Below are 21444 nucleotides of genomic sequence, written 5' to 3'. Positions count from 1 at the left end.
ACGCGACCGAAACGCGTATATTGGGTATGGACTCCGACAGTCCCGTGAACGCGCGCATCGCCGGCCAGCCGAACGCCGCCCTCGGCGTCCGCTTTACAGCCGGCAATCCGCGCAAACGCTTTACATGGGCTCGTCGGACCCGTCGCGGCGTGGACTCCGCGTGGTGGTCCCCGGACCATCGCGAGTCGCACGCGTCCCACCGCCACCCCGTCGGTCAGGGCTATCGTCCCTAAATGAGCACGTCACGCCACCCGGTCGCCCTGCGGCTCGAACAGCAGGTCGGGAGCGCGACGAAGCTGCTCGCGACCGTCATGGCCCTGCCGCTTGTCGACGGCATTTTCCCCGCCCTCGTCGTCGCCGGCGTCCTCGGATCGGCCACCGGCGTCGTCGAGACCGGCATCCTCATCTTCGGCGGCTCCGCGACCGCCGCGGTGATCCTCGCCGAGATGGACGGCTCGCGGCGGGAGATGGCCACCTCGGTCCTGCTGATCGGCGCGGTCATCATCCCGGTCGCCGCCGTCGAGGCCGCCCTCGCGCCGACCCTCCAGGGGCTCCTGAACCTGCCCGTCTTCGAGCGGTTCGCCGGGCTCGTCATCCTCACCATCGCCGCCAAGACCGCCAGCTCGGAGGTCGGCGAGTTCCTGCCGAGCCCCGGCGTCATCATCGGCCTAGGCCTCGTCGCGAGCTTCGACCCGTCGGGGTTCGCCATAGAGACCTCGACCGAGTACGTGGTCAACGGCACCGCGGCCGCCGCCGTGGGCGTGGCGTTCGCGCTGTCGATCGCGCTGCTCTCGCCGCACCTCCGCGGCCGCGTCGACATCGACCGGTTCCGGTTCGGCTCCGCGGTCGCGCTGGGCGTGCTCGCGCTGCCGATCCTGCTCGGCCCGTTCGACCTCATGCAGACGGACGCGCCCATCGCGCTCGCGGTGCTCGCGGTGACGACCCTGTTCGCGTACGACCCGAGCGCGGACGGCGAGGCGAGCGCCGCCGGCGACGACGCGCCCGACGACGACGCGCCGACGAGCGACTCCCCCGAGGCGGACGACGGCGACGCGACCGACGCCGGCGAGGAGCCGGACGCGGAGGCCCCGAGCGATCCGCCGCTCGACGCCCCGCCGGAGGGGCCCTCGCCCATCGTCGACGACGACGTCGCCGTCCTCGCGAACGGGGGCGACGGGCGAGAGACCGACGACGACGGCGCGGACCCGTTCGCGGACGACGACTCCCGCGCGCCGTGGCTGTGACCGGCGGGTGGCCGCCCGCGAACGGCGCGCCCCGCCTGACCGCTTTCTCCGTCGCTCCGACCCCCGCGCGTGTCGCCGGGGTTTAGGCACTCGGTCCCGAACGGCCGGTATGTCGAACCGCGTCGTTCAGGGGCGGATGGTGACGCCCGAGAAGCTCGCAGAGCTGGTCGAAGGGGAGTCGGTGCTGGAGGCCGAGTCGATCACGGACGCCGACCGCGACTGCCCGGACTGCGGCGGCGACGTCATCTCGGTCGGGTACATGCCGAGCGTGACGGAGTTCGTCACCGGCTACAAGTGCCAGGACTGCGACTGGAGCGCCGACGACCGCGACTGAACCGCGTAGACCGACTCACCCGACGATCGGCGGAACGGGCCGGAGGCACCCGGAGCGGAAGCCCCCCGCCGTCCCTCGATCGCTTTCGATCGAAACCCCTTTATCCGCGTTTCGGCAACGAACTGATGCGAGATCACGCGGGGCTGTGGCCAAGCCAGGCATGGCGACTGACTCCAGAGGCTTGCGCCCGGGACGACACTCCAGACTGATATACCGAGCGGCCGACTGATCATCGGTCGCGTTGACGACCCTCTGGAGTTCCGAGGCGCACCGGAGATATCAGTCGATCGGGGGTTCAAATCCCTCCGGCCCCACTTCCTGCTGTCGCGAGCAACACCGCGAGCGACGGCGACGTGCTGAGGAGGGATTTGAACCGAGAAGCGACGACGACCGCGGTTCAGATCCCCGTAGCCGCAAACTCTGCTGCTGTATTCGGCGACGCGAACGGCACCCCGTCGAAGACGGGTCGACGCGGGTCAGCGCCGCGCGACGATCCGGCCGGCCATGAGGCCGACGAGCCCGATCATGCCCGCCATCGCGAGGTAGATCCCCAGCCCGATCAGTTCGCCGTTCGCGCCGTTCACGCCCGCGAGGCCCAGGAACACGACGGCGATGACGGCGTGGAGCGCGAGCACGCCGGACGGGACGTTCGCTCCGAGGTCGAATCCGATGTCCATGCCGTTCACTTCGGCGGGCGTCGGAAAAAGTCGTCCGGTCGGACCGCGCGACAGCGGCGCTACGCGCGCGGCTCGTCGGGCAGGTCGAACACGTCCTCGACGCGCGCGTCGAACTCGCGCGCGATGCGCCAAGCCAGCTCCAGCGAGGGGTTGTACTCGCCCTTCTCGACGTAGAGGACCGTCTGCCGAGTCACGTCGACGCGGTCGGCGAGCTCGGCCTGGGTCAGCCCGGCCTCCTCGCGGAGCTCGCGGATGCGGGTGTCGAACTCCACGATCACGCCTCCACGCCGCGCCGCCGCACCCACGCGCGCGTCCCGTGGGCGACGGAGGAGACGCAGATCGCGACGGCGGCCCAGACGACCACGACGCGGGCCTGCGCGTAGGCGGTCTGTGCGACACCGTCGATTCCGCCCGTCGCTTGGAGCGCGGATCCGACGAGGAAGACGGCGAGCGAGCCCCCGAACAGCAGCACCGCGGCGCGGCTCGCGGCCGTCCGCGTGAGCGCTCGGGTGCGCTCGTCGGTCGGCGTGTAGCCGACGCGGTCGGCGAGCGTGCGGCTCACGGTGAAGAACGCGACGAACAGCACCGCGCCGCTGGCGATGAGCGGGGCCGACTCCCGGGCCAGTCCGAGGTTGAGCGTCAGCACCGTGACGAGCATGTGAACGGCCCGTCCGATGCGGTACTTCGTGCGAGGTCGCATGCGATTGTCACCTCTGTGTGTTAGTTTAATCTAACGTTATATATTTCTTACTACGGTCAGCGAGGCGAGCACCGTCGCTCACGAGAGGCAAGTCAGATCGCACAACGAGAGCGGATTCGACGAGGCGGTACCGAGTCGGGGTCGTCAGAGGAACGTCCGGCAACCGTCGGCAGTCGTCCGTTACAGCACGTCCCCGATCCGGACCGGCTCGCCGTCCAGGTCCGGGTCCTCGGCGACTATCGTCAGCACCTCGTGGTCGGTGACGTCGCGGTACGACTTCCCGGTCGCCTCCTCGATCAGCGTCTTCTCTAACTCGAACTCGGTGCCCTCGTAGACGACGTCGACGCCGCGGTCGGTGAAGGTCAGGTCGGTGCTCATACCCGGCCGTAGGCGGCGAATCTGTAAAAGGAGCGCGACACGGGCCCGCCGGCGGCGAGCGTTCGTCGGGCGTTACTCGTCGTCGTCGTCGCGCATCTCGGAGAGGCGTCCGACGAGGTCGTCGGTGTCGGCGTCGCCCTCGATGGTGACATCGCCGTCGTGGTCGTTCTCGTGGACGTTCACCGCGTCGTCCTCGTCGGTGTCGACGTCCTGGTCCTTCTGCTCGCTCTCGTCGTACGATCCGAATCCCATGGGCGGGCTACCGGCGGCGCACTGAAAAGCGCGGCGACAGGGGGCCGCCGCGGGAAGCGTTCACGTCCCGCTCCGGAGGCCCCCGCTCGGGCTGGAGGCGGCGCGCTCCCGTCCGACGCTCGTCCGACGCCCCGCACCGTTTATACGCTCGGGGCGACTGCTCCCGGTGTGTCGCTGCGAGGAGACGGCCCGATAGAGGAGCTCGCGATCCCCTCGGAGACGACCGTCGAGGAGCACGACGTCGTCGTCGACGGCGACGTGCTCGTGGGCGGGCAGTCGACCGTCGAGCTCGGCGTCCGCGGCCGCAACGTCGCGATCGGCGAGCGCGTGCGCGTCGGCGACGACATCGAGGCCGAGGGCGACTGCCGGCTCGACACCTGGTGTTCCGTCGACGGCAACGTGCTCGTCGGCGAGGACGCGTACCTCGGCGAGCGGGTGACCGTCACCGGCCGCCTGATGGTGTCGGGCGACCTCGACATCGGCGACGACGTGACGATCGAGGAGGGGTTCGAGGCCAACGGCTGGATCGTCATCCGCAACCCGGTGCCGACGATCGTCTTCTACTTCATCGTCCTCTCGCAGCTGCTGCGCGTCGGCGAGACCGACGCCGCCGACGAACTGGCGGAGGCGCTCGCCGACGGCGACGACGTGCGGGACCCGCTGTTGGTCCCGCGGAACGCCGAGATATCCGACGACGCCTGGCGGGTGTCGACCCCGGCCACCGTCGGCGACGACTGCCGGCTCCACGGTAACCTCCGCGCGGCGTCGATCCGCGTCGGCGAGCGCAACGAGGTGTTCGGCTCGCTGCGCGCCCGCGAGGACGTCACCGTCGGCGCCGACACGATCATCCACGGCGACGTGACGACCCGCGGCGGGACGGTGACCGTCGAGAGCGGCGCGCGCGTCCTCGGCGACGTCTCCGCGGGGGATCTCGTGGTGTACGACGGCGCGGAGATCCAGGGCACCCTCCGGGCGCGCGGCGAGATGAAGCTGATCCAGGAAGCGGAGCGGGCGAGCGAAGACGACGGGGTCGAGTCCGATGAACCGGAGGAGGCGGAGACCGAAGCGGCCGCCGAAACCGGAGCCGATGCCGCAGACGCCGAAACCGGGGCCGACGCCGCTGAAGCTGAGGCTGACCAGTCCGCCGGCGCGGACGCAGAGACAGTGGAGTCCGCCGACGCGGAAGCCGAGAAGGCGAACGAGTCGGACCGCGACAGCGACGACGGATCGGTCGACGACGGAGAAGCCGCCGAGTCCGCCGACGCGGACGACGACCGCGACCTCGACGGCGAGTCGGATGCCGACGCGACCGCCGAGAGCGAGCCCGCGGCGTCCGCGCGCGAGGACGAGACGACCGCCTCCGAAAACGGATCCGCCGCGGACGCCGAGGAGACCGCGGCGGTGACCGCCGACGCCGGCGCGGCGACCGAGACGGTCGAGTCCGACGACGACTCCTGACCCGTTGCGTCGGACGTGTTGCGTCCGTCAGGGACAGAACCCGGACTTCCGTTCTCTACGCCTAAACAGCCGTTTTTCGGCAGGCGTTTGGAGATAGTTTATCGCGGAACCCCCGCTCCATTCGACGTTTAACGCGGTTTTAGCCAATTTAATTTCACGCTAAGTCTAAACTGACACAAGGCACTTACAACAGGCACCGAAAGCCCCGGGTGCGTCATGAGCCGATCTCTGACGGCGACCCGCCGCGCGACGCTGGCGGGACTGGGTGCGATCGTCGCATCGGGAAGCGTGACAGGTGTCGCCGCGGCCGCGGAGGGCGACTGGACCGTCGAGGCGACCGAGACCGACAGCACGCTCCACGACGTGGTGTCGGCGAACGCCGGCCGCTTCGCGGTCGGCGGCGGCGGCGTCCTCACCGCGCCGGCGGCCGAGGGCTGGCGGACGCTTCGCGACGGCGGCCCGACCGGGAACGGGAACAACCTCTACGGGGCCGCCGTCACCGACGACGGCGAGCGCGTCTGGTTCGTCGGCGCGAGCGGCGCCATCGGCGAGTACGTCCCCGCGACGGACACGCTCGTGGACCACTCGGCGCCGATGGACAACACGAACAACTACAACGCCGTCGCCGTCACCGGGCAGGCCGGCGAGGCGAACGTCTACGTCGCCGGCGACTCCGGGAAGATCTACTACAGCTTCGAGAACGGCGCCACGGGCACGTGGGACTACGTCACGCCGGGCAGCGGCTCCGCGCTCCCCGCGATCGACTTCCACGGCCCTCGCAGCGGGCACGCGATCGACACGAACGGCCGCGTGTTCGTCACGGACGACGGCGTCACCTGGAACGCCATCGGCATTGAGGACGCCAACGTGACCTTCTACGGCCTCGACAGCGACGCGCCCGACGACGTCGCCGTCTCCGGCGGCAACGGGACGGTCCTGACGTACGACGGCGCGAACTGGACGCCCGACGCGCTCGGCGACGCCGACCTCGTCGACGTCGAGACGGACGGGGAGGCGGGGTACGTCGTCGGCAGCGGCGGCGTCGTCCAGGAGCTCACCGCCGACGATCGGTTCGCGCTCGACACGCCGACCGGCGAGAACCTGAACGCGGTCGACGTCGACGGCGACGCCGTCGTCGTCGGGAACAGCGGCCTCGTCCTGCGTCGGTAACGCGGGCGTCGACCCCGCCGACCGCCGACTCCGACCGCGGCGGTCCATACCCGCCGTCCGCGCCTATCGGGTCCCTCTCAGTCGCCGTCTCCGTCCGAGGCGGCGACGAACACCTCGTCGTCGAGGCGATCGCAGACCGCGTCGGCGAGCGCCCGCAGGTTGACCGCGTCCTCGCGGTTGTACGAGACGAGCGTCTCCAGCGCCTCGTCGCTCCCCCGCTCGTACTCGCGCCAGAGGCGGACCGCGTCCCGGCCGGAGATGTCCGGGCGGTCGCGGTCGATCCCGATCTCCTCCTCGATGGGCTTCAGCCCGCCCGAGAGGCCGATCCGCTTCGCGGGGTACATCAGGTCGAGGTGAGGGGTGTCGATCTCGACGTCGAAGGAGGTCTCCAGGAAGGGCACGTCGAAGCGCGCGCCGTTGAACGTCGCGAGCAGGCTCGCGTCCGCGAACTGCTCGCGGAGGCGCCGCGCGGTGAGGTTCTCGCCCGCGACGAGGGTCGTCGTCTCGCCGCCCTGATGGAAGCTGACGGTCGTCACGCGGTCGCGCCGCTCGTCGAGCCCGGTCGTCTCGATGTCGAAGAAGCAGGTCTCCTCGCGGAAGTTCTCGTAGAGCCGCCAGCGCTCGCCCGAGGGGAACGCCCGGTCGAAGTAGGCGGCGTCCCCGTCGTCGAGCCGCGCGAGCGCCTCCGCGATGAACGACTCGATCCGGTCGGCGGTCGTCGCGCCCACGCCCGCCACGTCGACCGCGGGGTCGAACTCGTCCCACGTCGTGACCCCTCGCTCCCAGAGGCGCAGTTCGGTCGTCTCGCCCACCCCCTCGACGGGGATGAAGCTGTTCTCGATGCGCATGTCCGTCCCCGAGCGGCGCGCGGGCAAAAAGCCGACGGGAGCGGCCGCGCGGCCGACCGCGAGCGAAGAGCTAACACGCCGCGGCACCGAGGCGAGCGCGTGAACGACCGATCGAACGGGGCGACCGACGCGCCGAGGGCGGCCCGATGAAGCGGGCGGGTCGTGACGGTGTCACGCTGATCGGCCACCGGGGCTGCGCCGGCCAGTACCCGGAGAACACGGTCGCGGCCGTCGAGCGCGCGGCGCCGCGCGTCGACGCCGTCGAGGTCGACGTGCGCCGGTGCGCCAGCGGCGAGCTCGTCGTCTTCCACGACGCGGAACTCGACCGGCTGACCGGCGCGTCCGGGCGCGTCGCGGACACGGACTGGAAGGCGCTGCGCGAACTGACGGTGCTCGACTCCGGCGAACCGATCCCGCGGCTCCGCGAGGCGCTCGCGGCCGTCCCCGAGGGGATCGGCGTCAACGTCGAAATCAAGGAACCGGAGACCGCGCTCGACGTGCTCGCCGTCGCGCGGCGGGCCGACACCGAGGTGCTGTTCTCGTCGTTCCGCCCGGAGGCGCTGGCGTCGCTGCGAGACGGCGACCCGGCGACGGACCGCGCGCTGCTCGTCGCGGACGCGACCGCCGAGCGCGCGGTCGAAACGGCGACCGAACTCGGGTGCGTCGCGGTCCATCCGCCGATCGACCTCGCGACCGAACCGGGGTTCGTCGAGGCGGCACACGAGGCGGGGCTGGCCGTGAACGGGTGGACCGCGGCCGACCGAGAGGACGCCGAGCGACTTGTCGCGGCCGGCGTCGACGGGGTCATCGCCGACCGGTGGGACCTGCTGCCGGAGGCCGACCGGTCGTCGCGGAATTAAGTGGTCTCGCGGCAAGCGATCCGTATGTGCGGCCGCTACACCCTCTTCACCCCCGCCGCCGACCTCGAAGACAGGTTCGGCGCCGACTTCGGCGACCACGAACCCAGCTACAACTGCGCGCCCGGGCAGTCGCTGCCGGTGATCCCCGACGCGGACCCGTCGGCGGCGACGCGGATGGAGTGGGGGCTGACGCCCTCGTGGGCCGACGAGTCGTTCGACCTCATCAACGCCCGCGCGGAGACGGTGCGGGAGAAGCGGAGCTTCGCGGACGCCTTCGAGCGCCGGCGCTGCCTCGTCCCCGCGGACGGCTTCTACGAGTGGGTCGGCGGCGGCCGCGGGTCGGGCAAGACCCCCTACCGCGTCGCCTTCGAGGACGACCGGCCGTTCGCGATGGCCGGCATCTACGAGCGGTGGGAGCCGCCGACGCCGGAGACGACCCAGACCGGCCTCGACGCGTTCGGCGGCGGCGCCGGTGACGGCGGCTCCGAGGGCGACGGAGCGTCTGAGGCGGTCGAGACGTTCGCGGTCGTCACCACCGAGCCGAACGACCTCGTCGCCGACCTCCACCACCGGATGGCGGTGATTCTGGACCCGGACGCCGGCGAGGAGGAGACGTGGCTCCGGGGCGGCGCCGACGAGGCCGCCGCCCTGCTCGATCCCTACCCGAGCGACGAGCTGACCGCGCACCCGGTGTCGACGCGGGTGAACTCGCCGAGCGTCGACGCGCCGGAGTTGATCGAGCCGGTGGCGAGCGACTGAGTCGCGGCGGCCGTCGAGACCAGTTTCGCCCGGTCAGGGCGCGACCAGGTCGACGACCGTCTCGTCGTCGACGACGACGTTGTACGCGCCCTCGTCCTCGTTCCAGAGGACGAGCCCGTTCTCGACGAAGACGACGGACCCGTAGCCGGCCTCGCGGAGGTCGCGGTTCAGCGCGGTCTCGCGGGTACAGACGAGGTAGTGGTCGGTCGCCTGCGAGCCGTCGCCGACGCGGTAGACGGCGTTGTCCCCCTCGCTCAGGTCGTGGCTGAGCTTCACCGCGAGCAGGTTCACCCGGTCGGTGACGTGCCGCTCCGACTCGGCCATGCGCGCGCACCGCTCCGCGCTCGCCTCGATGTCGACGCGCCGCCGGCCGTCGGGGCGGAGGATCGAGTAGGCGAACTGCACGTCGACGTTGACGAACTCGCCCGGCTCGTCTGTCTCGCCGCGCGCCGCCGCCTCGTCGAGCCGGCGCTGGAACGGCGGGACCGCGAGGTCGGGGGCCACGTCGAACGACCAGCCCGGGTCGGTCGGGACCGCGTCGGGCCACAGGCGGAGCGCCGGCGAGTATATCTCGGCGTCCCGACCGGGGTCGCCGCCGGACGCGACGACCTCGCGCTCGACCCGGCGGAGCCCGGTCGCGGTGTTCCGGTCGGCCGGCGCGAACGCGACGACGCTGCCGTCGGGCGCGAGCGCGTCGACCGCGGCGCCCGCGACCGCCGCTGGGTCGGCGAGCTCCGAGAGGACGTTGCCGAACAGCACGAGGTCGAAGGCCTCGTCGGTCGCCGGGGCGGGCTCTTCGCCCTCGTCGAGCCCGAGGAACGCCTCGGCGGTCGTCTCGTGGACCGTCGCGCGGAAGTTGCGACCGGTCTCCTCTAGCAGCCGGTCGAGGACATCCGTGGCCGCGCTCGGCTCGATCGCGTGGTAGTCGACGACGGCGTCGTCCGGGAGGTAGTCGTGGAGCCCGAGCGCGGGACCCCCGACGCCGGCGCCCACGTCGAGGACGCGGAGCGTGCGGTCGAGCAGGCCGTTCTCGGTCAGGTCGTCGAGGACGTACCCGACCGTCGCGTAGTACGCCGGGAGGTGGTAAATGGCGTAGCCGAGCGCCGCGACGCGGTCGTACTCGACCTCGTTCTCGTAGAGGTAGTCCGTCTTCATCCGGCGGACGCGCTCGCGGAGCTCGGCGCCCGACTCCCCGCGGTGCCAGTTCGCGCCGTACTCGCGGACCAGCAGGTCCTCCAGGGCGAACGAGTACGCCTCGGGGAGCGTCTCGGGCGCCCAGCCCGGCGGGTCGACGGGCGCCTCCTCGACGGGGACGAAGGCCCCGTCCTCGCGCTCGCGGAGCCGGAGGTCGAACGCCTCCTCGCGGAGCGTCTCGCGGACGACCGCCGGGTGCGGCGTCCCCTCGATGTACTCCGCGATCTCCTCGGGGTCGATCGGTCTGACGTTGCGCAGGTAGTTCGCGTTGTTCCGGACCGCGGTTCTGTCGATCATTGGTGTCTTCTCGCGTCGTCTCACTCCAGCCGCTCTCTCCCCTCGCGGTCGCCGCGGGCGCGCTCGTACAGGGCGGCGAACGCCTCGTCGTCCGCGTCCGCGATCGCGGCCGCGGCGTCGGCCACGTCCTCGGCGCCGTCGAAGGCGCGCTGTATCTCGGCGTACACCGCGGGCGACCCCTCGGTGACGGTGTCGGCCACGTCGTCGAGCGCGGCCGACACGGGGGTGTGGAACTCCTCGCGGACCGGCTCCGCGGCGAGCCGCCACGCGAGCACCGCCGCGTGCGCGCCCGCCTGAACGGTCTCCATCGCGCCGTCGTGCTCCGCGGCGGTCGTCTCGAAGACCTCGTTGCCGCCGGCCTCGATCGACGCGGTGAGCCCCTCGACCGCCGGGCCGCCCTCGTCGACGACGACCGCGACGTTCCCCGGGACGCGCGGCGGCGCGAACAGCGGGTGGTAGCTCGCGCGCTCGAGGCCGGGGGCGTGCTCGCGCATCGCCGCGAGCGCGTCGGTCATCTCGCCGGAGACGTCGACGATCGCCTCCTGCGCTCGCGGCGCGTACGCCTCGACCGCCGCCGGCACCGCCGACATCGGCACCGCGAGGCAGACGGCGTCGTGGACGGAGTCCCCGTCGGCCTCGACCGTCCGGGCGTCGCGCCCCGCCGCGGCGTCGGCCGCGACGGCCGGGTCGCGGTCGGCGAACGCGACGCTCGCGTCGACGGGCGCGGCGTCGGCCGCGACGGTGTCGGCCACCCAGCGCCCGATCTCACCGGCGCCGACGACGAGGAGGTCCATCGGTTACGGGATCCGAGGCGACGCGACGGTTAAAAGGCCTCGCCTCGGGGCGGGGGGAGCGCGGAGCGCGCCGTCACGACGCGTCTCACCCCTCCGCGCCGAGCGGGCCGACCACGCCCGCGCCGGGCGAGATGGAGCGAACCGCCGGCAGCAGCGCGAGCGCGATGGCCAGCTCCAGCCCGCCGACCGCGAGGAACGCCGGCGTGTAGCCGAACGCCTCGGTGGCGCTCCCCCCGATGAGGAACCCGGTGAGGAACCCGAGCGAGCCGAACACGTTGAACAGCCCCATCGCCGCGCCCCGCACCTCGGGCTCGACGAGGTCGGTCACGAGCGCCATCGTCGCCGGCGCCATCAGCGCGCCGCAGACGCCGACCAGCACCATCAGCCCCGCGGCGACCGGATAGACCGGCGCGACGCCGACGCCGACCGTGACGACCCCGTAGGCGAGCGACCCGGCGACCACGGGGAGGAAGCGACCGATCCGGTCGGAGAGCGCGCCGAACGGCGACTGGAGCAGCGCGAAGGGGACGAAAAAGAGCGCGAGCGTCGCGCCCGCGCCGGCCGCCGAGAGGCCGAACGTCGCCGGGTCCTGGAAGTAGTACACCCCGACTAAGGCGAAGAAGCCCGCCGTGAGCCGGTCGACGAACCCGAACGCGAGCGGGACGAGGAGGCCGGGCGTCGTCCGGGCGCGAGCGAGCACGTCGCCGAAGCCGACCTCGTCGGGCGGGTCGCTCCCGATGCCGGACTCCGCCGAGACCGTCGCCGCCCGGTCGTCGACGGTCGCCGCGAGCAGCCCCGCCCCGCCGAGCACGACGGCGCCGGCGTACACCGGGTACAGCGCGCCGAGGCCGGCGAGCGACCCGCCGACGACCGACCCGACCGCCGCGCCGAGGCCGATGGCGAGCCCCGCGGCGCCCATGTTGCGGCCGTTGCCGCCGCGGAGGTCCATGAGGAGGGTGATAGAGAGGGAGAACGCGCCGATGGTGAGCGCGCCGCCGACCGCCCTGACGAGGAGCGCGGCCCCGAAGCCGAGCCCCAGGGCCGGCAGCGACGCGAGCGCGACGTACGAGCCCGCGCCGCCGAGGGCGCCGGCGACGATCAGCGGGACCCGCCGCCCGAGCGCGTCCGAGAGCGCGCCCCAGACGACCGCGAACGCCACGAACGCGCCGAACTCCGCGACGAGGAACCACATCCCGGCGTCGATGCCGGCGGGCGCGCCGAGCGCGACGACGAGGTCGGGCACGCCCGGGTAGAGGAGGACCTGCGAGATCAGCACCGCGAGGACGACCGCGCCGAGCCGCCGGCGGTCGGCGGCGTCCGCGTCGCCCCCGACGGCGTCCGCGTCGACCGAGCGGTCGCCGCCGGCGGCCTCGGTCGCGGGGGAGGGGTCGGCGTCGCTCATCTACGTATAAAACGAGTCGAACGGTCAAAAGACCGACGCTCCGGGAAGATCCGCTCGGAGACGTGGGCTCACGGCGCCGTCCGGCCGGTCGGCCGCGCCTCAGAGTTCGGACTCGATCGCGGCGGCGATCGACTGGGCCCCGTAGCCCTCCTCGACGGGGCTGCCGTTCACGAAGATGGTCGGCGTCCCCTCGACGCCCATCGACGCGCCCTCCGCCCGGTCGTCGGCCGACGCCTGGCCGAACGCCGCGAACCGGGCGTCGGACAGCACCGCACAGGGGTCCGCGCCGGCGGCCTCCGCGGCGGCGCCGAGCGTCTCCCCGCTGTAGCTCCGCTGCGACTCGTAGGCCGCCGTGGCGAACTCGAAGAACGCCTCGTCGCCGTTCCGGGCGCCGACGCCGCGAGCCGCGCTGGCGACGGGAACTGCCCACGTCTCGTCGACCGGGATCGGGAAGTCCCAGTGCTCGTACCGGATCTCGCCGGGGTCGATGTACTCGTCGCGGATGACCGGGAAGTGGTCGAGCTTGTAGCTCGCGCAGTGCCCGCAGGTGAAGTCCTCGAACGCCTGAACGACCACGTCGGCGTCCGGGTCCCCGAGGGTCGGCCGGTAGTCGAGGTCCGGGTCCGACGGCTCCGTCAGGTCGCAGTCGTACTCGCCGGTGTCGAGTTCCACGCCGCTGAGGTCGAGGGTCGTCCCCCCGCCGCCGCCGAGACATCCCGCCGCGCCGACGACGCCGACCGACGCCGCGCCCGCGAGCAGGGACCGCCGCGTGCGTTCCATGTCCGTGGTGGGGTCGGCGCGCACTTAACGACTCCGCGACCCGACTGCGGCCTCGGCCGCGGGCGGTCGGACGGCTCCCGAACGCTTTTGCCGTCCCCTGTCGACCCCCACGTATGAGCGACTGGGACCTCGACCTGCGGGACGCCGAGGCGAAGATGGACGAGGCGTTCGCGGCGGCGGGCGACGTCGTCCTCGGCGTCTTGGACGGCACGACCGACCCGGAGGAGTGGGTCCGCAGCGTCGACTACGGGAACACGCTGGTGTTGTCGATAGACGGCGACCTCAACGAGCTCGCCGCGCCCTTCGCGCGCGACGTGAAGGACATGGACGGGGAGCTGATGCACTTCCGGGGCTTCCTCGTCGTCACGCCGCCGGGCGTGAGCATCGACACCGACCGCCTGAGCGACTCCGGCGGCGAGGAGTCGGGCGGATCAGAGGGCGACGAGGCGGACGGCACCGACGAAATCGACAACGGCGGAGACTGAGTCGGGCCGAACGCCTCCCGACCGCGGCGAGCGACCGCTACCCCTCGCCGACCATCCGCTCCTCCTCGTCCCACTCGCGCTCGCGCAGCTCGTACTTCTGGATCTTCCCGGTCGCGGTCGTGGGGAGCTCCGCGACGAACTCCACCTCGCCGGGCGTCTTGTAGTCCGCGACGCGCTCGCGGACGAACGCCTTGAGCTCCTCGGGCGTCGCGCCCGCGTCGTCCGGGTCGCCGCCCTCCGGGACGACGAACGCCTTCGGGGTCTCGCCCCAGCGCTCGTCCGGGGCGGGGATGACGGCCACGTCGGAGACGGCGTCGTGTTCGAAGAGGGTGTCCTCCAGCTCGATCGAGGAGATGTTCTCCCCGCCGGAGATGATGATGTCCTTCTTCCGGTCCTGGATCGAGACGAACCCGTCCTCGTCGACGACGGCCAGGTCGCCCATGTGGTAGTACCCCTCCAGCCGCTCGGAGAACGCCTGCTCGGTGGCCTCGGGCTTGTTCCAGTAGCGGTCCATCACCTGGTTGCCGCGGACGACGATCTCGCCGATCGTCTCGCCGTCGGCGGGCACGTCCTCGCCGTCCTCGTCGACGACGCGGACATCCGTACCGAGGTAGCCGATCCCCTGCGTCTTCTTCACCGCAAAGCGGTCGTCGGCGCCCTCGTCGAAGTGGCGCTTCGCGTCGGAGGTGGTGATCAGCGGCCCGGTCTCGGTGGCGCCGTACACGTGCTTGAGGTCCCACCCGAACTCCTCCTCGACGGTGCGGATCGTCGCCTCCGGCGGCGCCGCCCCCGCGGTGGCGACCCGCACGTCGTTGTCGCCGGTCGTCTCGCCGCCGTGTTCGGCGTAGTGGTCGCCGAGCATGTTGAGGACGGTCGGCGCGGCACAGAAGTACGACACGTCCTCCCCGCGGATCCGCTCGAACGTCTCCGCGACGTCGACGCCGCGGGTACAGACGTGCCGGGCGCCCATCCCCGTGATCGCGTAGATGTGGCCCCAGCCGTTGACGTGGAACATCGGCAGCGTCCAGAGGTACACGTCGTCGTCGGTGATCTCCTGGTGGATCGAGATGAGGTACGCGTGGAGCGTCTCGGCGCGGTGCGTGCGGCAGACGCCCTTCGGGTCGCCGGTGGTCCCCGAGGTGTAGTTGATCGTGATCACGTCGTCCTCGTCCATCTCCGGGCGGTCGTAGGCGTCGGGGTCGGCGTCGTCGAGCGCCGCGTCGAACGACTCCCAGTCGCCCTCGACCGCGTCGGCGTCGTTCGTGAGGAACGTCTCGGTCGGCACCTCGTCGCGGATCGCCTCGACGTTCGCGGCGTACTCCGCGTCGGCGTAGATGGCGTCGACGCCCGCGTCCGAGAGCATGTACGAGAAGTCGTCCGGCGTGAGGCGGTAGTTCAGCGGTGCGTGGATCGCGCCGACCTGCATCGCGCCGTAGGCGGCCTCCAGGTGGTAGTGCGTGTTCGGGTCCAGCACGGCGACCCGGTCGCCCTTCTCGATCCCGCGCGCCTGAAGCGCGGCGGAGAACCGGTCCGCGCGGTCGCCGAGCTCCGCGTACGTGTAGCGCGTGCCGTCGACCGCGAGGACGGCCTCCTCGTCGGCGTAGTGGCGTCGCGCCCGGTCTAAGAAGTCCGTCGTCAACAGCGGCTTGTTCATCGTCTATCACTATCGATGATGAGTAAAATCGTTTGCGGCCGCCGCAAGGGAGCGGCGGTCGCGGGAGGCTTTTCACGGTCGGCCGCGCAGAGAGGGGAAATGACCGACGAGACCGGCGGGTCGCCGCTCGGCGAGGGGTACGTGATTCCGATCGCCGGGCTGCTGGCGTTCGCGTTCGCGCTGATGGCGGGACTCACCGCGCAGCGGGCGCTCTCGGGCGACCCCGCCGACGTCGGGGTGACCGTCGGCCTGGCGCTCGTCGCGGTCCTCGCGCTCCGGATCCGCACGAAGGCCGTCGCGGCGCGGGAGGGCGACGCGGAGGAGAGCGAGGCGTGACGGGCGGAACGGGATTGAGGCCGGGCATCGATTTCGGTCGCCACCGCCGGGGCGCGCGACCGCCGCGGACGCGTGGACGAATCGCACACCGGCGTCGGGATCAGAACCCTTAACAGTCGCACGCGATTTTGCTACGATAGCGGGATGGGATAGCCAGGAGATTCCGCCGGGCTCATAACCCGGAGATCGGTAGTTCAAATCTACCTCCCGCTATCTTCTGTCGACGACCGTGAACGCCGAGCGTAGCGAGGCGTGAGCGCCGTCGTCGACGAGATAGCCTCGGAGAAGATTTGAACCAGGGAACGGAGTGACCGTGGTTCAAATCTACCTCCCGCTACTTCTGGCCGGCTGCTACCCTCCCAGCGTCGTCTCTCTCCGCTCGGAGCCGCGGCCACCGAACCCGGAAGCGATTTCCGTCGCGCTGTCGTTCCCTCGGGTATGGATTACGAATCGAGCCTCGACCGCGCGATGGATGCGGTACCGGACCTCGGGGGCTCCGACGAGCGGCTGTCGGTCCCCGATCCTGAATGGCAGAAAGACGGGGCGTTCACCCGCCTGACGAACCTCTCCGGGATCGCCGACGCGCTGAGCCGCGAGCCCGAGCACGTCCACTCGAAGATCCAGCAGGAGCTGGGGACCGCGGGCCAGTACGAGGACGGCCGCGCCCGCTACAGCGGGAACTTCCGCGAGCGCGACTTCCAGGCCGCGATCGACTCGTACATCGAGTCGTTCGTCACCTGCTCGGAGTGCGGCCTCCCCGACACGCGACTGGAGACCGAGAACCGGACGCCGATGCTCCGCTGTGAGGCCTGCGGGGCCTTCCGCCCGGTGGCGAAGCAGAACACCTCCAACACCCAGCGGCAGGAGGACGCCGTCGAGTCGGGCAACACGTACGAACTCGAGATCGTCGGCACCGGCCGTAAGGGCGACGGCGTCGCCGAGCGCGGCGAGTACACCATCTTCGTTCCCGGCGCACAGGAGGGCGAGACCGTGACCGCCTACATCAAGAACGTCTCCGGCAACCTCGCGTTCGCCCGCCGCGAGGACTGAGCCGCCGGCGCGACCGCGGCGCCGGGGGTATCCCCGCGCGGCGCCGCCGTTCCGCTACCCGACCGTTTATCGGCCCGTTCGCACATCTTGAGGCATGGCCACGAAACTTCCCGAGTCGGCCTTCGACGACCGGCTCGCCGCGGTCCGAGACCGGCTCGCGGCGACCGACGCCGACGCCGCGACGTGGGTGGGCGCGACGGCGATCGAGTACCTCACCGGCTTCCACCACATCCAGACGGAGCGGCCGGTGGTCCTCGCGGTCACCGACGACCGCGTCGAGATCACCGTGCCGCGGCTGGAGGTCGAGCGCGTCGAGCCCAACCCGCGGATCGACGCCGTCCATCACTACTTCGATTACCCCGGCGGCGAGCCGGTCTCGGTCGCCGTCGAGATGCTGGACGGGCTGGGCGCGGACGCGGTCGCCGCCGACGCGGACGGGCCGCCGGGCGTGATGGGATACGAGGGCCCCGCGTTCTCCGAGTCGCTCGACGTCGAGACGCAGTCGTGGGTCGACCGGATGCGCTGGGCGAAGTCCGACGCCGAGGTCGACCTGATCCGCGAGTCCGCGAAGTGGGCGAACCTCGGCCACCGCTACCTCGCCGACTACTCCGAGCCGGGGGCGCACCCGGCGACCGTCTCGCAGCGCGCCTCCGCGGACGCCTCGCGCGCCATGCTCGACACGCTCGGGGACAGCTACGCCGTCCGCGTCCGGGGCGACGGCCCGGTCCACGCCGGCTACATCTCCGGCGAGGAGACCGCGCTCCCCCACGGCCACACGCCGAACGAGCGGCTCGCCGAGGGGGACGTGCTCGTCACCGGCGCGACGGCGAACGTCGACGGCTACCGCTCCGAGCTGGAGCGGACGATGTTCGTCGGCGACTACGACGACGAGCAGGAGCACTACTTCGAGCTGATGTTGGAGGCGCAGACGCTCGCCATCGACGCGCTGGGGCCGGGCGTGCCGGTCGCCGAGGTCGACCGCGTCGTCTGGGAGTACTTCGAGGAGCAGGGCGTGACCGACCTCGCGCAGCACCACGTCGGCCACAACATCGGACTGGGCGCACACGAGCCGCCCTACATCGACCGCGGCTGGGGCGAGCGCTACGACGGCGACGACGCGGTGATGGCGCCCGGACACGTCTACACCATCGAGCCCGGCCTCTACACGGACGAGTACGGCTACCGGCACTCCGACACGGTCGCGATCACCGAGTCGGGAACGGAGCGGCTCACCAACTACCCGCGCGACATCGACTCGAACGTCGTCTGAGCGCGGGCGCTCAGGCGATCCGCTCGACGGCGACCCGGTGGCCGGTGTCGGCGACGTGACCCTGACCGAGCACCTCCGCGTCCGTCGGGGCGTCACAGAGGCGTTCGAGGGGACACTCGCGACAGACGACGTGGTAGCGTTCGGCTTCGAACGAGGAGTACATACCCTATACACTCTCCCCCCGAGGCATAGTTACGAGCACCGTACCGCCCCGATAGTCAGTCCCTACCACGCGGCGAGAGGCCCCTACGTCACTCGGGCGTCGCCGAGGAACGCGACTCGAACCGGTCGAGCGCGACCTCCAGCATGTCCGGGCTGACGGGCTGGTACTCCTCGCGCTCGTGCGCCGGGAGGTACTCCCGGACGCCGTTCCACGAGTCGCGGGCGTAGCGGGCGTCGAGCAGGACGCGGACGCCCCGCTCGTCGGGCCCGCGGATGACGCGGCCGACCGCCTGCCGGGCCTTCCGCACGGCGGGGACCGTGAGCGCCGTCTCGAACCCGGACTCGAACCGGCGGTCGTAGGCGGTGATCACCGCCCGCGTCTGCGGCCGCGCCGTGTTGATGATCGGGACGCCGCAGACGACGGCGGCCGCGAGGCGGTCGCCGCGGTAGTCGACGCCCTCGGTGAGCGTGCCGCGGAGGCTCGTCACCAGCACCTTCCCCTCGCCGGCGAAGAAGTCGTCCTTCAGCGACTCCGTCTCGCGGTCGCCGGAGGACTCGTCGAGCAGGACCGGCTTGTCGAGCCGCGCCGAGAGCGACTCGGCCATCCAGGTCGCCTCTGCGTAGCTCGGGGTGCCCACGAGGACGTTGCCGTCGCGGCGCGCGACCGCGGCCGTCGCGTCGAGGTGCGCGAGCCGCGTCGGGTTCTCCTCGCCCGGCGCGCCGCGGTTCTGATGGGTGAACTTCGGCGCGTCGACCGCGAGGCTCGCGCGGTTCTCCGCGGGGAACGAGAGGCCGTACGTCCGCTCGACGACCGGGCGACCGCGCTCCGCGAGGTGGTCGAGCCCGGTCACCTCTCGGAAGAGGTCCATCGGCTCCAGCGTCGCGCTCATGAGGACGCCGCCGCCGAACTCCGCGAGGCGGTCGCCGATCGGCTCGCTCGGCAGGCAGTTGTGGAGCGCGAGCCGCGCGTTATACGCCCGGCGCCACGAGTCCGGCGGCTCCGTCTCGTCGAACGTCCGTTCGAGCTCGATAGCCCGGAAGAAGTCGGTGTGCCCCTCGCGGTACCAGGCGTTGAGGGTGCGGCCGACGCCCGGGGCCGCGCGCTGCTTGTCCTCATCCTCCAGCGAGTCGAGGACGCGCTTGACGACCGCGCCCACCTGCTCGGCGCGCGCCCAGACGCGCTCGCCGTACCCCTCGCGGTCCGCCCAGGCCGTGATCTCGTCTTCGCCCGGCTCCTCGGGGTCGCGGAGCGGGATCTCCGTATCGTCGAGCTCGCGCATCGACGCCCGCCAGTCCGGGCGCTCGCGGTCGAGGTGCGCGGTCACGCGGCGGTCGAGCTCGCCGCGGAGGTCGGCGTAGAACTCGCGGACGGCCTCGATCTCCTCGACGGTCACGTCCGCGTCCGCCAGTTCCCCCCGGACGAGCGCCGCGTCCTCGGACTCCGCGCCCGCCGACTCGAACGAGAGCGGCTGGACGACGCGGGTGAGCTCGTTCTCGGCGTCGCGGAGGCTCGCGTCCGCGACCGCGTCGCTCACGAGGTCGCGGACGCGCGGTTCGAGCATGTGCGCCTCGTCGCAGACGACGAACGTCGAGTCGTCCAACAGCGCGCCGGTGAACGTCCCGGTCGTCACGGGGTCGAACGCGTGGTAGTAGTTGCCGATCACGACCTCGACCTCCGGGACCAGCGCGCCCATGATCGAGTGGGGACAGGAGCCGTGGCCCGCGGCGAGCCGGACGAGCTCGTCGGCGTCGACGTGGCCGAGCTCGGTCACGTCGAACGGGACCGCCTCCGCGGGGTCGCCGTCCTCCGGGAGGTCGTCGAGGAAGCCGGCGTAGAACGGGCAGAACTCGACGTCGTCGTACTCCTCGGTGTCCGGGCGGTACGGAGTGGGCTCGCCGTCGACGGAGAGGTAGTCGGTGGCGGGCCCGTCGGCGGGCGAGCCGGCGTCGGTCCCGGAGTCCATGAGTCCGACCTGCTGGCTGCGCGCCTCGCTCACGAGGTTCGAGGTCGTCGTCGCGCCGCCGTCCCCGACGAGGTTGCGCGTGCGCTCGCGGAGCCCCTCGCAGCGCTCGTAGACGTTCTCGCGGTCGATCCCGCCGCGGTTCTCTCTCGCGTACGGGCAGACGTCCGCCTTGCCGACGAGGGTGAGCCCGGAGACCGGGTCGTACCCCTCGGGGAGGTCGTCGTTTATCGTCCGCAGGTCCGTCTCGAACTGGCGCAGCTGCTGTTTGACGCTGGTGAGGACGAAGACGCGCTCGAAGTCGGAGTCCGGGTCGCGGACGCGGTCGAGGCCCGCGGTGAGCGCGAGCATGGTCTTCCCCGTCCCGCAGGCGCCCTCGAGGGCGAGGAAGCCGCCGTCGGCGGCGGCCTCGACGGCGGCGTCGATGCCGTCGGCCTGTTCGGGGTACGGTTCGGGGTGGCCGAAGAGGTCGGCCCACGGGGGCGAATCGGTCACGAGGGCGAGTTACGCGCCATCCGAGTTAAACGCTTCATCGGCGGCACGGCGCGGGGGTCCGCGACGCGTCGCTGTCGAGGCCGAGGGTGGCGCGGAGGCGGTGCGGCCTCACTCCACGATGTCGTGGAGGTCGGAGAGCCGCTCTATCTCCCAGGTCGGCCAGACGTTCAGCTCCCAGTCGCGGCGGTGGGGACGGCGGATGAACGCCGAGTCGATACCGGCGTTCTCGGCGGCGCGCACGTCCGACTCGTTGTCGCCGACGAACAGGGCGTTGTCGGCGTCGAGGTCGCCGAGCGCCTGCTCGATGTAGTGGGGGTTCGGCTTGCGGAGCTGGAGCGAGTGGATCGTCGGCTCGCGGCCGTAGGCGGCGCCCATGCGGTCGAAGCCGTCGAAGTGGTCGACGAGGAAGTCGACGGTCGCCTGCTGGTTCGACGAGACGATCCCCATCTGGACGTCGAGGTCCTGGAGCTCGTCGAGGTCGTCGTACGGGGTCTTGCGCCCCTCGCGGGCCTCCTGCTGTTGGGCCCGCGACACCACGTCGTCGCGCGTCCGCCAGAACGACCCCGGATCGAGGTCGTACGTCTGACAGACGGTGCCGACGCTGCCGGGGGTCGCACCGATGGTCATCTGCTCTACGTCGTCCGGATCGGGCTCCTCGACGCCGCACTCTTCGAACGCGTCCCGGGTCGCGTCCCGGAGCACGTCGAAGCGCGTGCGGCCCACGAGGACACCGTCGTTGTCGAACACGACGGTATCGTACGTCATAGCCCCCATTCACGGCGAGGCGGGATAAGGGTTTCAGTGGCGGTCTCACCGGCGAGAATCGACGCGAGCCACCGTCTCTCGGTCGATAGACGAGAGACGCCGGGCGGTTTTACCCGCTC

The 21444-nt window shown here is 71.6% G+C and carries 24 protein-coding genes and 2 tRNA genes; 12 read left to right on the top strand and 14 right to left on the bottom strand.

Annotation, left to right across the window (positions count from 1 at the left end):
* Positions 1-233 precede the first annotated feature (233 nt).
* From EXE44_RS00675 to EXE44_RS20135, 3 genes are all read left to right on the top strand, one after another.
* Positions 234-1244, top strand: coding sequence for a DUF5794 domain-containing protein (locus EXE44_RS00675; protein ID WP_137715525.1), 1011 nt, complete (start codon positions 234-236; stop codon positions 1242-1244).
* Between the two features lie 109 nt (positions 1245-1353).
* A complete protein-coding gene (locus tag EXE44_RS00670) occupies positions 1354-1578 on the top strand; it encodes a DUF5795 family protein (RefSeq protein WP_121562065.1) in 225 nt (74 codons plus the stop codon).
* A 139-nt stretch (positions 1579-1717) separates the two neighbouring features.
* Positions 1718-1892 (top strand) — tRNA-Trp (locus EXE44_RS20135).
* A 162-nt stretch (positions 1893-2054) separates the two neighbouring features.
* Here EXE44_RS20135 and EXE44_RS00665 read toward each other — a convergent pair.
* From EXE44_RS00665 to EXE44_RS00645, 5 genes are all read right to left on the bottom strand, one after another.
* Complete coding sequence (locus tag EXE44_RS00665) at positions 2055-2255, bottom strand: hypothetical protein (protein ID WP_121562064.1); 201 nt, start codon at positions 2253-2255, stop codon at positions 2055-2057.
* Positions 2256-2314: 59 nt separating this feature from the next.
* A complete protein-coding gene (locus EXE44_RS00660) occupies positions 2315-2527 on the bottom strand; it encodes a helix-turn-helix transcriptional regulator (RefSeq protein WP_137715524.1) in 213 nt (70 codons plus the stop codon).
* 2 nt (positions 2528-2529) lie between these two features.
* Positions 2530-2955, bottom strand: a complete 426-nt coding sequence (locus tag EXE44_RS00655) for a hypothetical protein (RefSeq protein ID WP_241991772.1) — start codon at positions 2953-2955, stop codon at positions 2530-2532.
* A 180-nt stretch (positions 2956-3135) separates the two neighbouring features.
* Positions 3136-3333 carry a DUF5800 family protein gene (locus EXE44_RS00650; RefSeq protein ID WP_004598428.1) on the bottom strand — a complete coding sequence of 66 codons (198 nt, stop codon included), beginning with the start codon at positions 3331-3333 and terminating at the stop codon, positions 3136-3138.
* A 72-nt stretch (positions 3334-3405) separates the two neighbouring features.
* Positions 3406-3585 carry a DUF5786 family protein gene (locus EXE44_RS00645; protein ID WP_121562061.1) on the bottom strand — a complete coding sequence of 60 codons (180 nt, stop codon included), beginning with the start codon at positions 3583-3585 and terminating at the stop codon, positions 3406-3408.
* A 168-nt stretch (positions 3586-3753) separates the two neighbouring features.
* Here EXE44_RS00645 and EXE44_RS00640 point away from each other — a divergent pair, with 168 nt between their 5' ends.
* Both EXE44_RS00640 and EXE44_RS00635 read left to right on the top strand, forming a co-directional pair.
* Complete coding sequence (locus EXE44_RS00640; protein ID WP_137715523.1) at positions 3754-5043, top strand: polymer-forming cytoskeletal protein; 1290 nt, start codon at positions 3754-3756, stop codon at positions 5041-5043.
* Positions 5044-5331: 288 nt separating this feature from the next.
* Positions 5332-6213, top strand: coding sequence for a hypothetical protein (locus EXE44_RS00635; protein WP_199241171.1), 882 nt, complete (start codon positions 5332-5334; stop codon positions 6211-6213).
* Between the two features lie 77 nt (positions 6214-6290).
* On the opposite strand, the gene EXE44_RS00630 is transcribed toward EXE44_RS00635, so the two are convergent.
* Positions 6291-7061 carry a ribonuclease H-like domain-containing protein gene (locus EXE44_RS00630; RefSeq protein WP_137715521.1) on the bottom strand — a complete coding sequence of 257 codons (771 nt, stop codon included), beginning with the start codon at positions 7059-7061 and terminating at the stop codon, positions 6291-6293.
* 146 nt (positions 7062-7207) lie between these two features.
* Between EXE44_RS00630 and EXE44_RS00625 the strand changes: the two genes are divergently transcribed.
* Both EXE44_RS00625 and EXE44_RS00620 read left to right on the top strand, forming a co-directional pair.
* Entirely contained in the window at positions 7208-7921 is a 714-nt protein-coding gene (locus EXE44_RS00625; protein WP_137715520.1) for a glycerophosphodiester phosphodiesterase, read from the top strand.
* 24 nt (positions 7922-7945) lie between these two features.
* Complete coding sequence (locus EXE44_RS00620; protein ID WP_137715519.1) at positions 7946-8680, top strand: SOS response-associated peptidase; 735 nt, start codon at positions 7946-7948, stop codon at positions 8678-8680.
* 33 nt (positions 8681-8713) lie between these two features.
* On the opposite strand, the gene EXE44_RS00615 is transcribed toward EXE44_RS00620, so the two are convergent.
* The 4 genes from EXE44_RS00615 to EXE44_RS00600 all read right to left on the bottom strand — a co-directional run bounded on the left by EXE44_RS00615 (position 8714) and on the right by EXE44_RS00600 (position 13147).
* Positions 8714-10171, bottom strand: a complete 1458-nt coding sequence (locus EXE44_RS00615; protein WP_137715518.1) for a small ribosomal subunit Rsm22 family protein — start codon at positions 10169-10171, stop codon at positions 8714-8716.
* Between the two features lie 20 nt (positions 10172-10191).
* Positions 10192-10965 (bottom strand): prephenate dehydrogenase, encoded by a 774-nt coding sequence (locus EXE44_RS00610; RefSeq protein WP_137715517.1) that lies wholly within the window; start codon positions 10963-10965, stop codon positions 10192-10194.
* Positions 10966-11050: 85 nt separating this feature from the next.
* Complete coding sequence (locus EXE44_RS00605) at positions 11051-12367, bottom strand: MFS transporter (protein WP_137715516.1); 1317 nt, start codon at positions 12365-12367, stop codon at positions 11051-11053.
* Positions 12368-12466: 99 nt separating this feature from the next.
* Complete coding sequence (locus EXE44_RS00600) at positions 12467-13147, bottom strand: DsbA family protein (protein ID WP_137715515.1); 681 nt, start codon at positions 13145-13147, stop codon at positions 12467-12469.
* A gap of 113 nt (positions 13148-13260) precedes the next feature.
* Between EXE44_RS00600 and EXE44_RS00595 the strand changes: the two genes are divergently transcribed.
* Complete coding sequence (locus EXE44_RS00595; protein ID WP_137715514.1) at positions 13261-13632, top strand: DUF5779 family protein; 372 nt, start codon at positions 13261-13263, stop codon at positions 13630-13632.
* Between the two features lie 37 nt (positions 13633-13669).
* Here EXE44_RS00595 and EXE44_RS00590 read toward each other — a convergent pair whose 3' ends face one another.
* Positions 13670-15286 carry a long-chain-fatty-acid--CoA ligase gene (locus EXE44_RS00590; RefSeq protein WP_137715513.1) on the bottom strand — a complete coding sequence of 539 codons (1617 nt, stop codon included), beginning with the start codon at positions 15284-15286 and terminating at the stop codon, positions 13670-13672.
* A 99-nt stretch (positions 15287-15385) separates the two neighbouring features.
* On the opposite strand from EXE44_RS00590, the gene EXE44_RS00585 reads away from it, so the two are divergent.
* The 4 genes from EXE44_RS00585 to EXE44_RS00570 all read left to right on the top strand — a co-directional run bounded on the left by EXE44_RS00585 (position 15386) and on the right by EXE44_RS00570 (position 17942).
* The gene (locus tag EXE44_RS00585; RefSeq protein ID WP_137715512.1) at positions 15386-15622 is read left to right on the top strand and encodes a hypothetical protein; all 237 of its coding nucleotides are present in this window, start codon (positions 15386-15388) and stop codon (positions 15620-15622) included.
* 138 nt (positions 15623-15760) lie between these two features.
* Positions 15761-15835: transfer RNA gene (locus EXE44_RS00580), tRNA-Met, on the top strand.
* Positions 15836-16060: 225 nt separating this feature from the next.
* On the top strand, positions 16061-16672 hold the full coding sequence (locus EXE44_RS00575) for a translation initiation factor IF-2 subunit beta (protein ID WP_121562047.1): 612 nt from the start codon (positions 16061-16063) through the stop codon (positions 16670-16672).
* A gap of 94 nt (positions 16673-16766) precedes the next feature.
* Positions 16767-17942 carry a Xaa-Pro peptidase family protein gene (locus EXE44_RS00570; protein WP_137715511.1) on the top strand — a complete coding sequence of 392 codons (1176 nt, stop codon included), beginning with the start codon at positions 16767-16769 and terminating at the stop codon, positions 17940-17942.
* Positions 17943-17952: 10 nt separating this feature from the next.
* On the opposite strand, the gene EXE44_RS20615 is transcribed toward EXE44_RS00570, so the two are convergent.
* The 3 genes from EXE44_RS20615 to EXE44_RS00560 all read right to left on the bottom strand — a co-directional run bounded on the left by EXE44_RS20615 (position 17953) and on the right by EXE44_RS00560 (position 21325).
* Positions 17953-18105: a hypothetical protein gene (locus tag EXE44_RS20615; protein WP_199241164.1), complete on the bottom strand. Its 153-nt coding sequence runs from the start codon at positions 18103-18105 to the stop codon at positions 17953-17955.
* Between the two features lie 88 nt (positions 18106-18193).
* On the bottom strand, positions 18194-20560 hold the full coding sequence (locus EXE44_RS00565; protein ID WP_137715510.1) for an ATP-dependent DNA helicase: 2367 nt from the start codon (positions 20558-20560) through the stop codon (positions 18194-18196).
* Positions 20561-20668: 108 nt separating this feature from the next.
* Positions 20669-21325: an HAD family hydrolase gene (locus EXE44_RS00560; protein ID WP_121562044.1), complete on the bottom strand. Its 657-nt coding sequence runs from the start codon at positions 21323-21325 to the stop codon at positions 20669-20671.
* Positions 21326-21444: the final 119 nt, after the last annotated feature.

Origin of the sequence: Halorubrum sp. SS7 (genome assembly GCF_005435055.1) — an archaeon.
Classification (GTDB): Archaea; Halobacteriota; Halobacteria; order Halobacteriales; family Haloferacaceae; genus Halorubrum; species Halorubrum salinarum.
The sequence above is the reverse complement of the archived record's forward strand: the minus strand, read 5'-3'. Positions and strand labels throughout refer to the sequence as shown.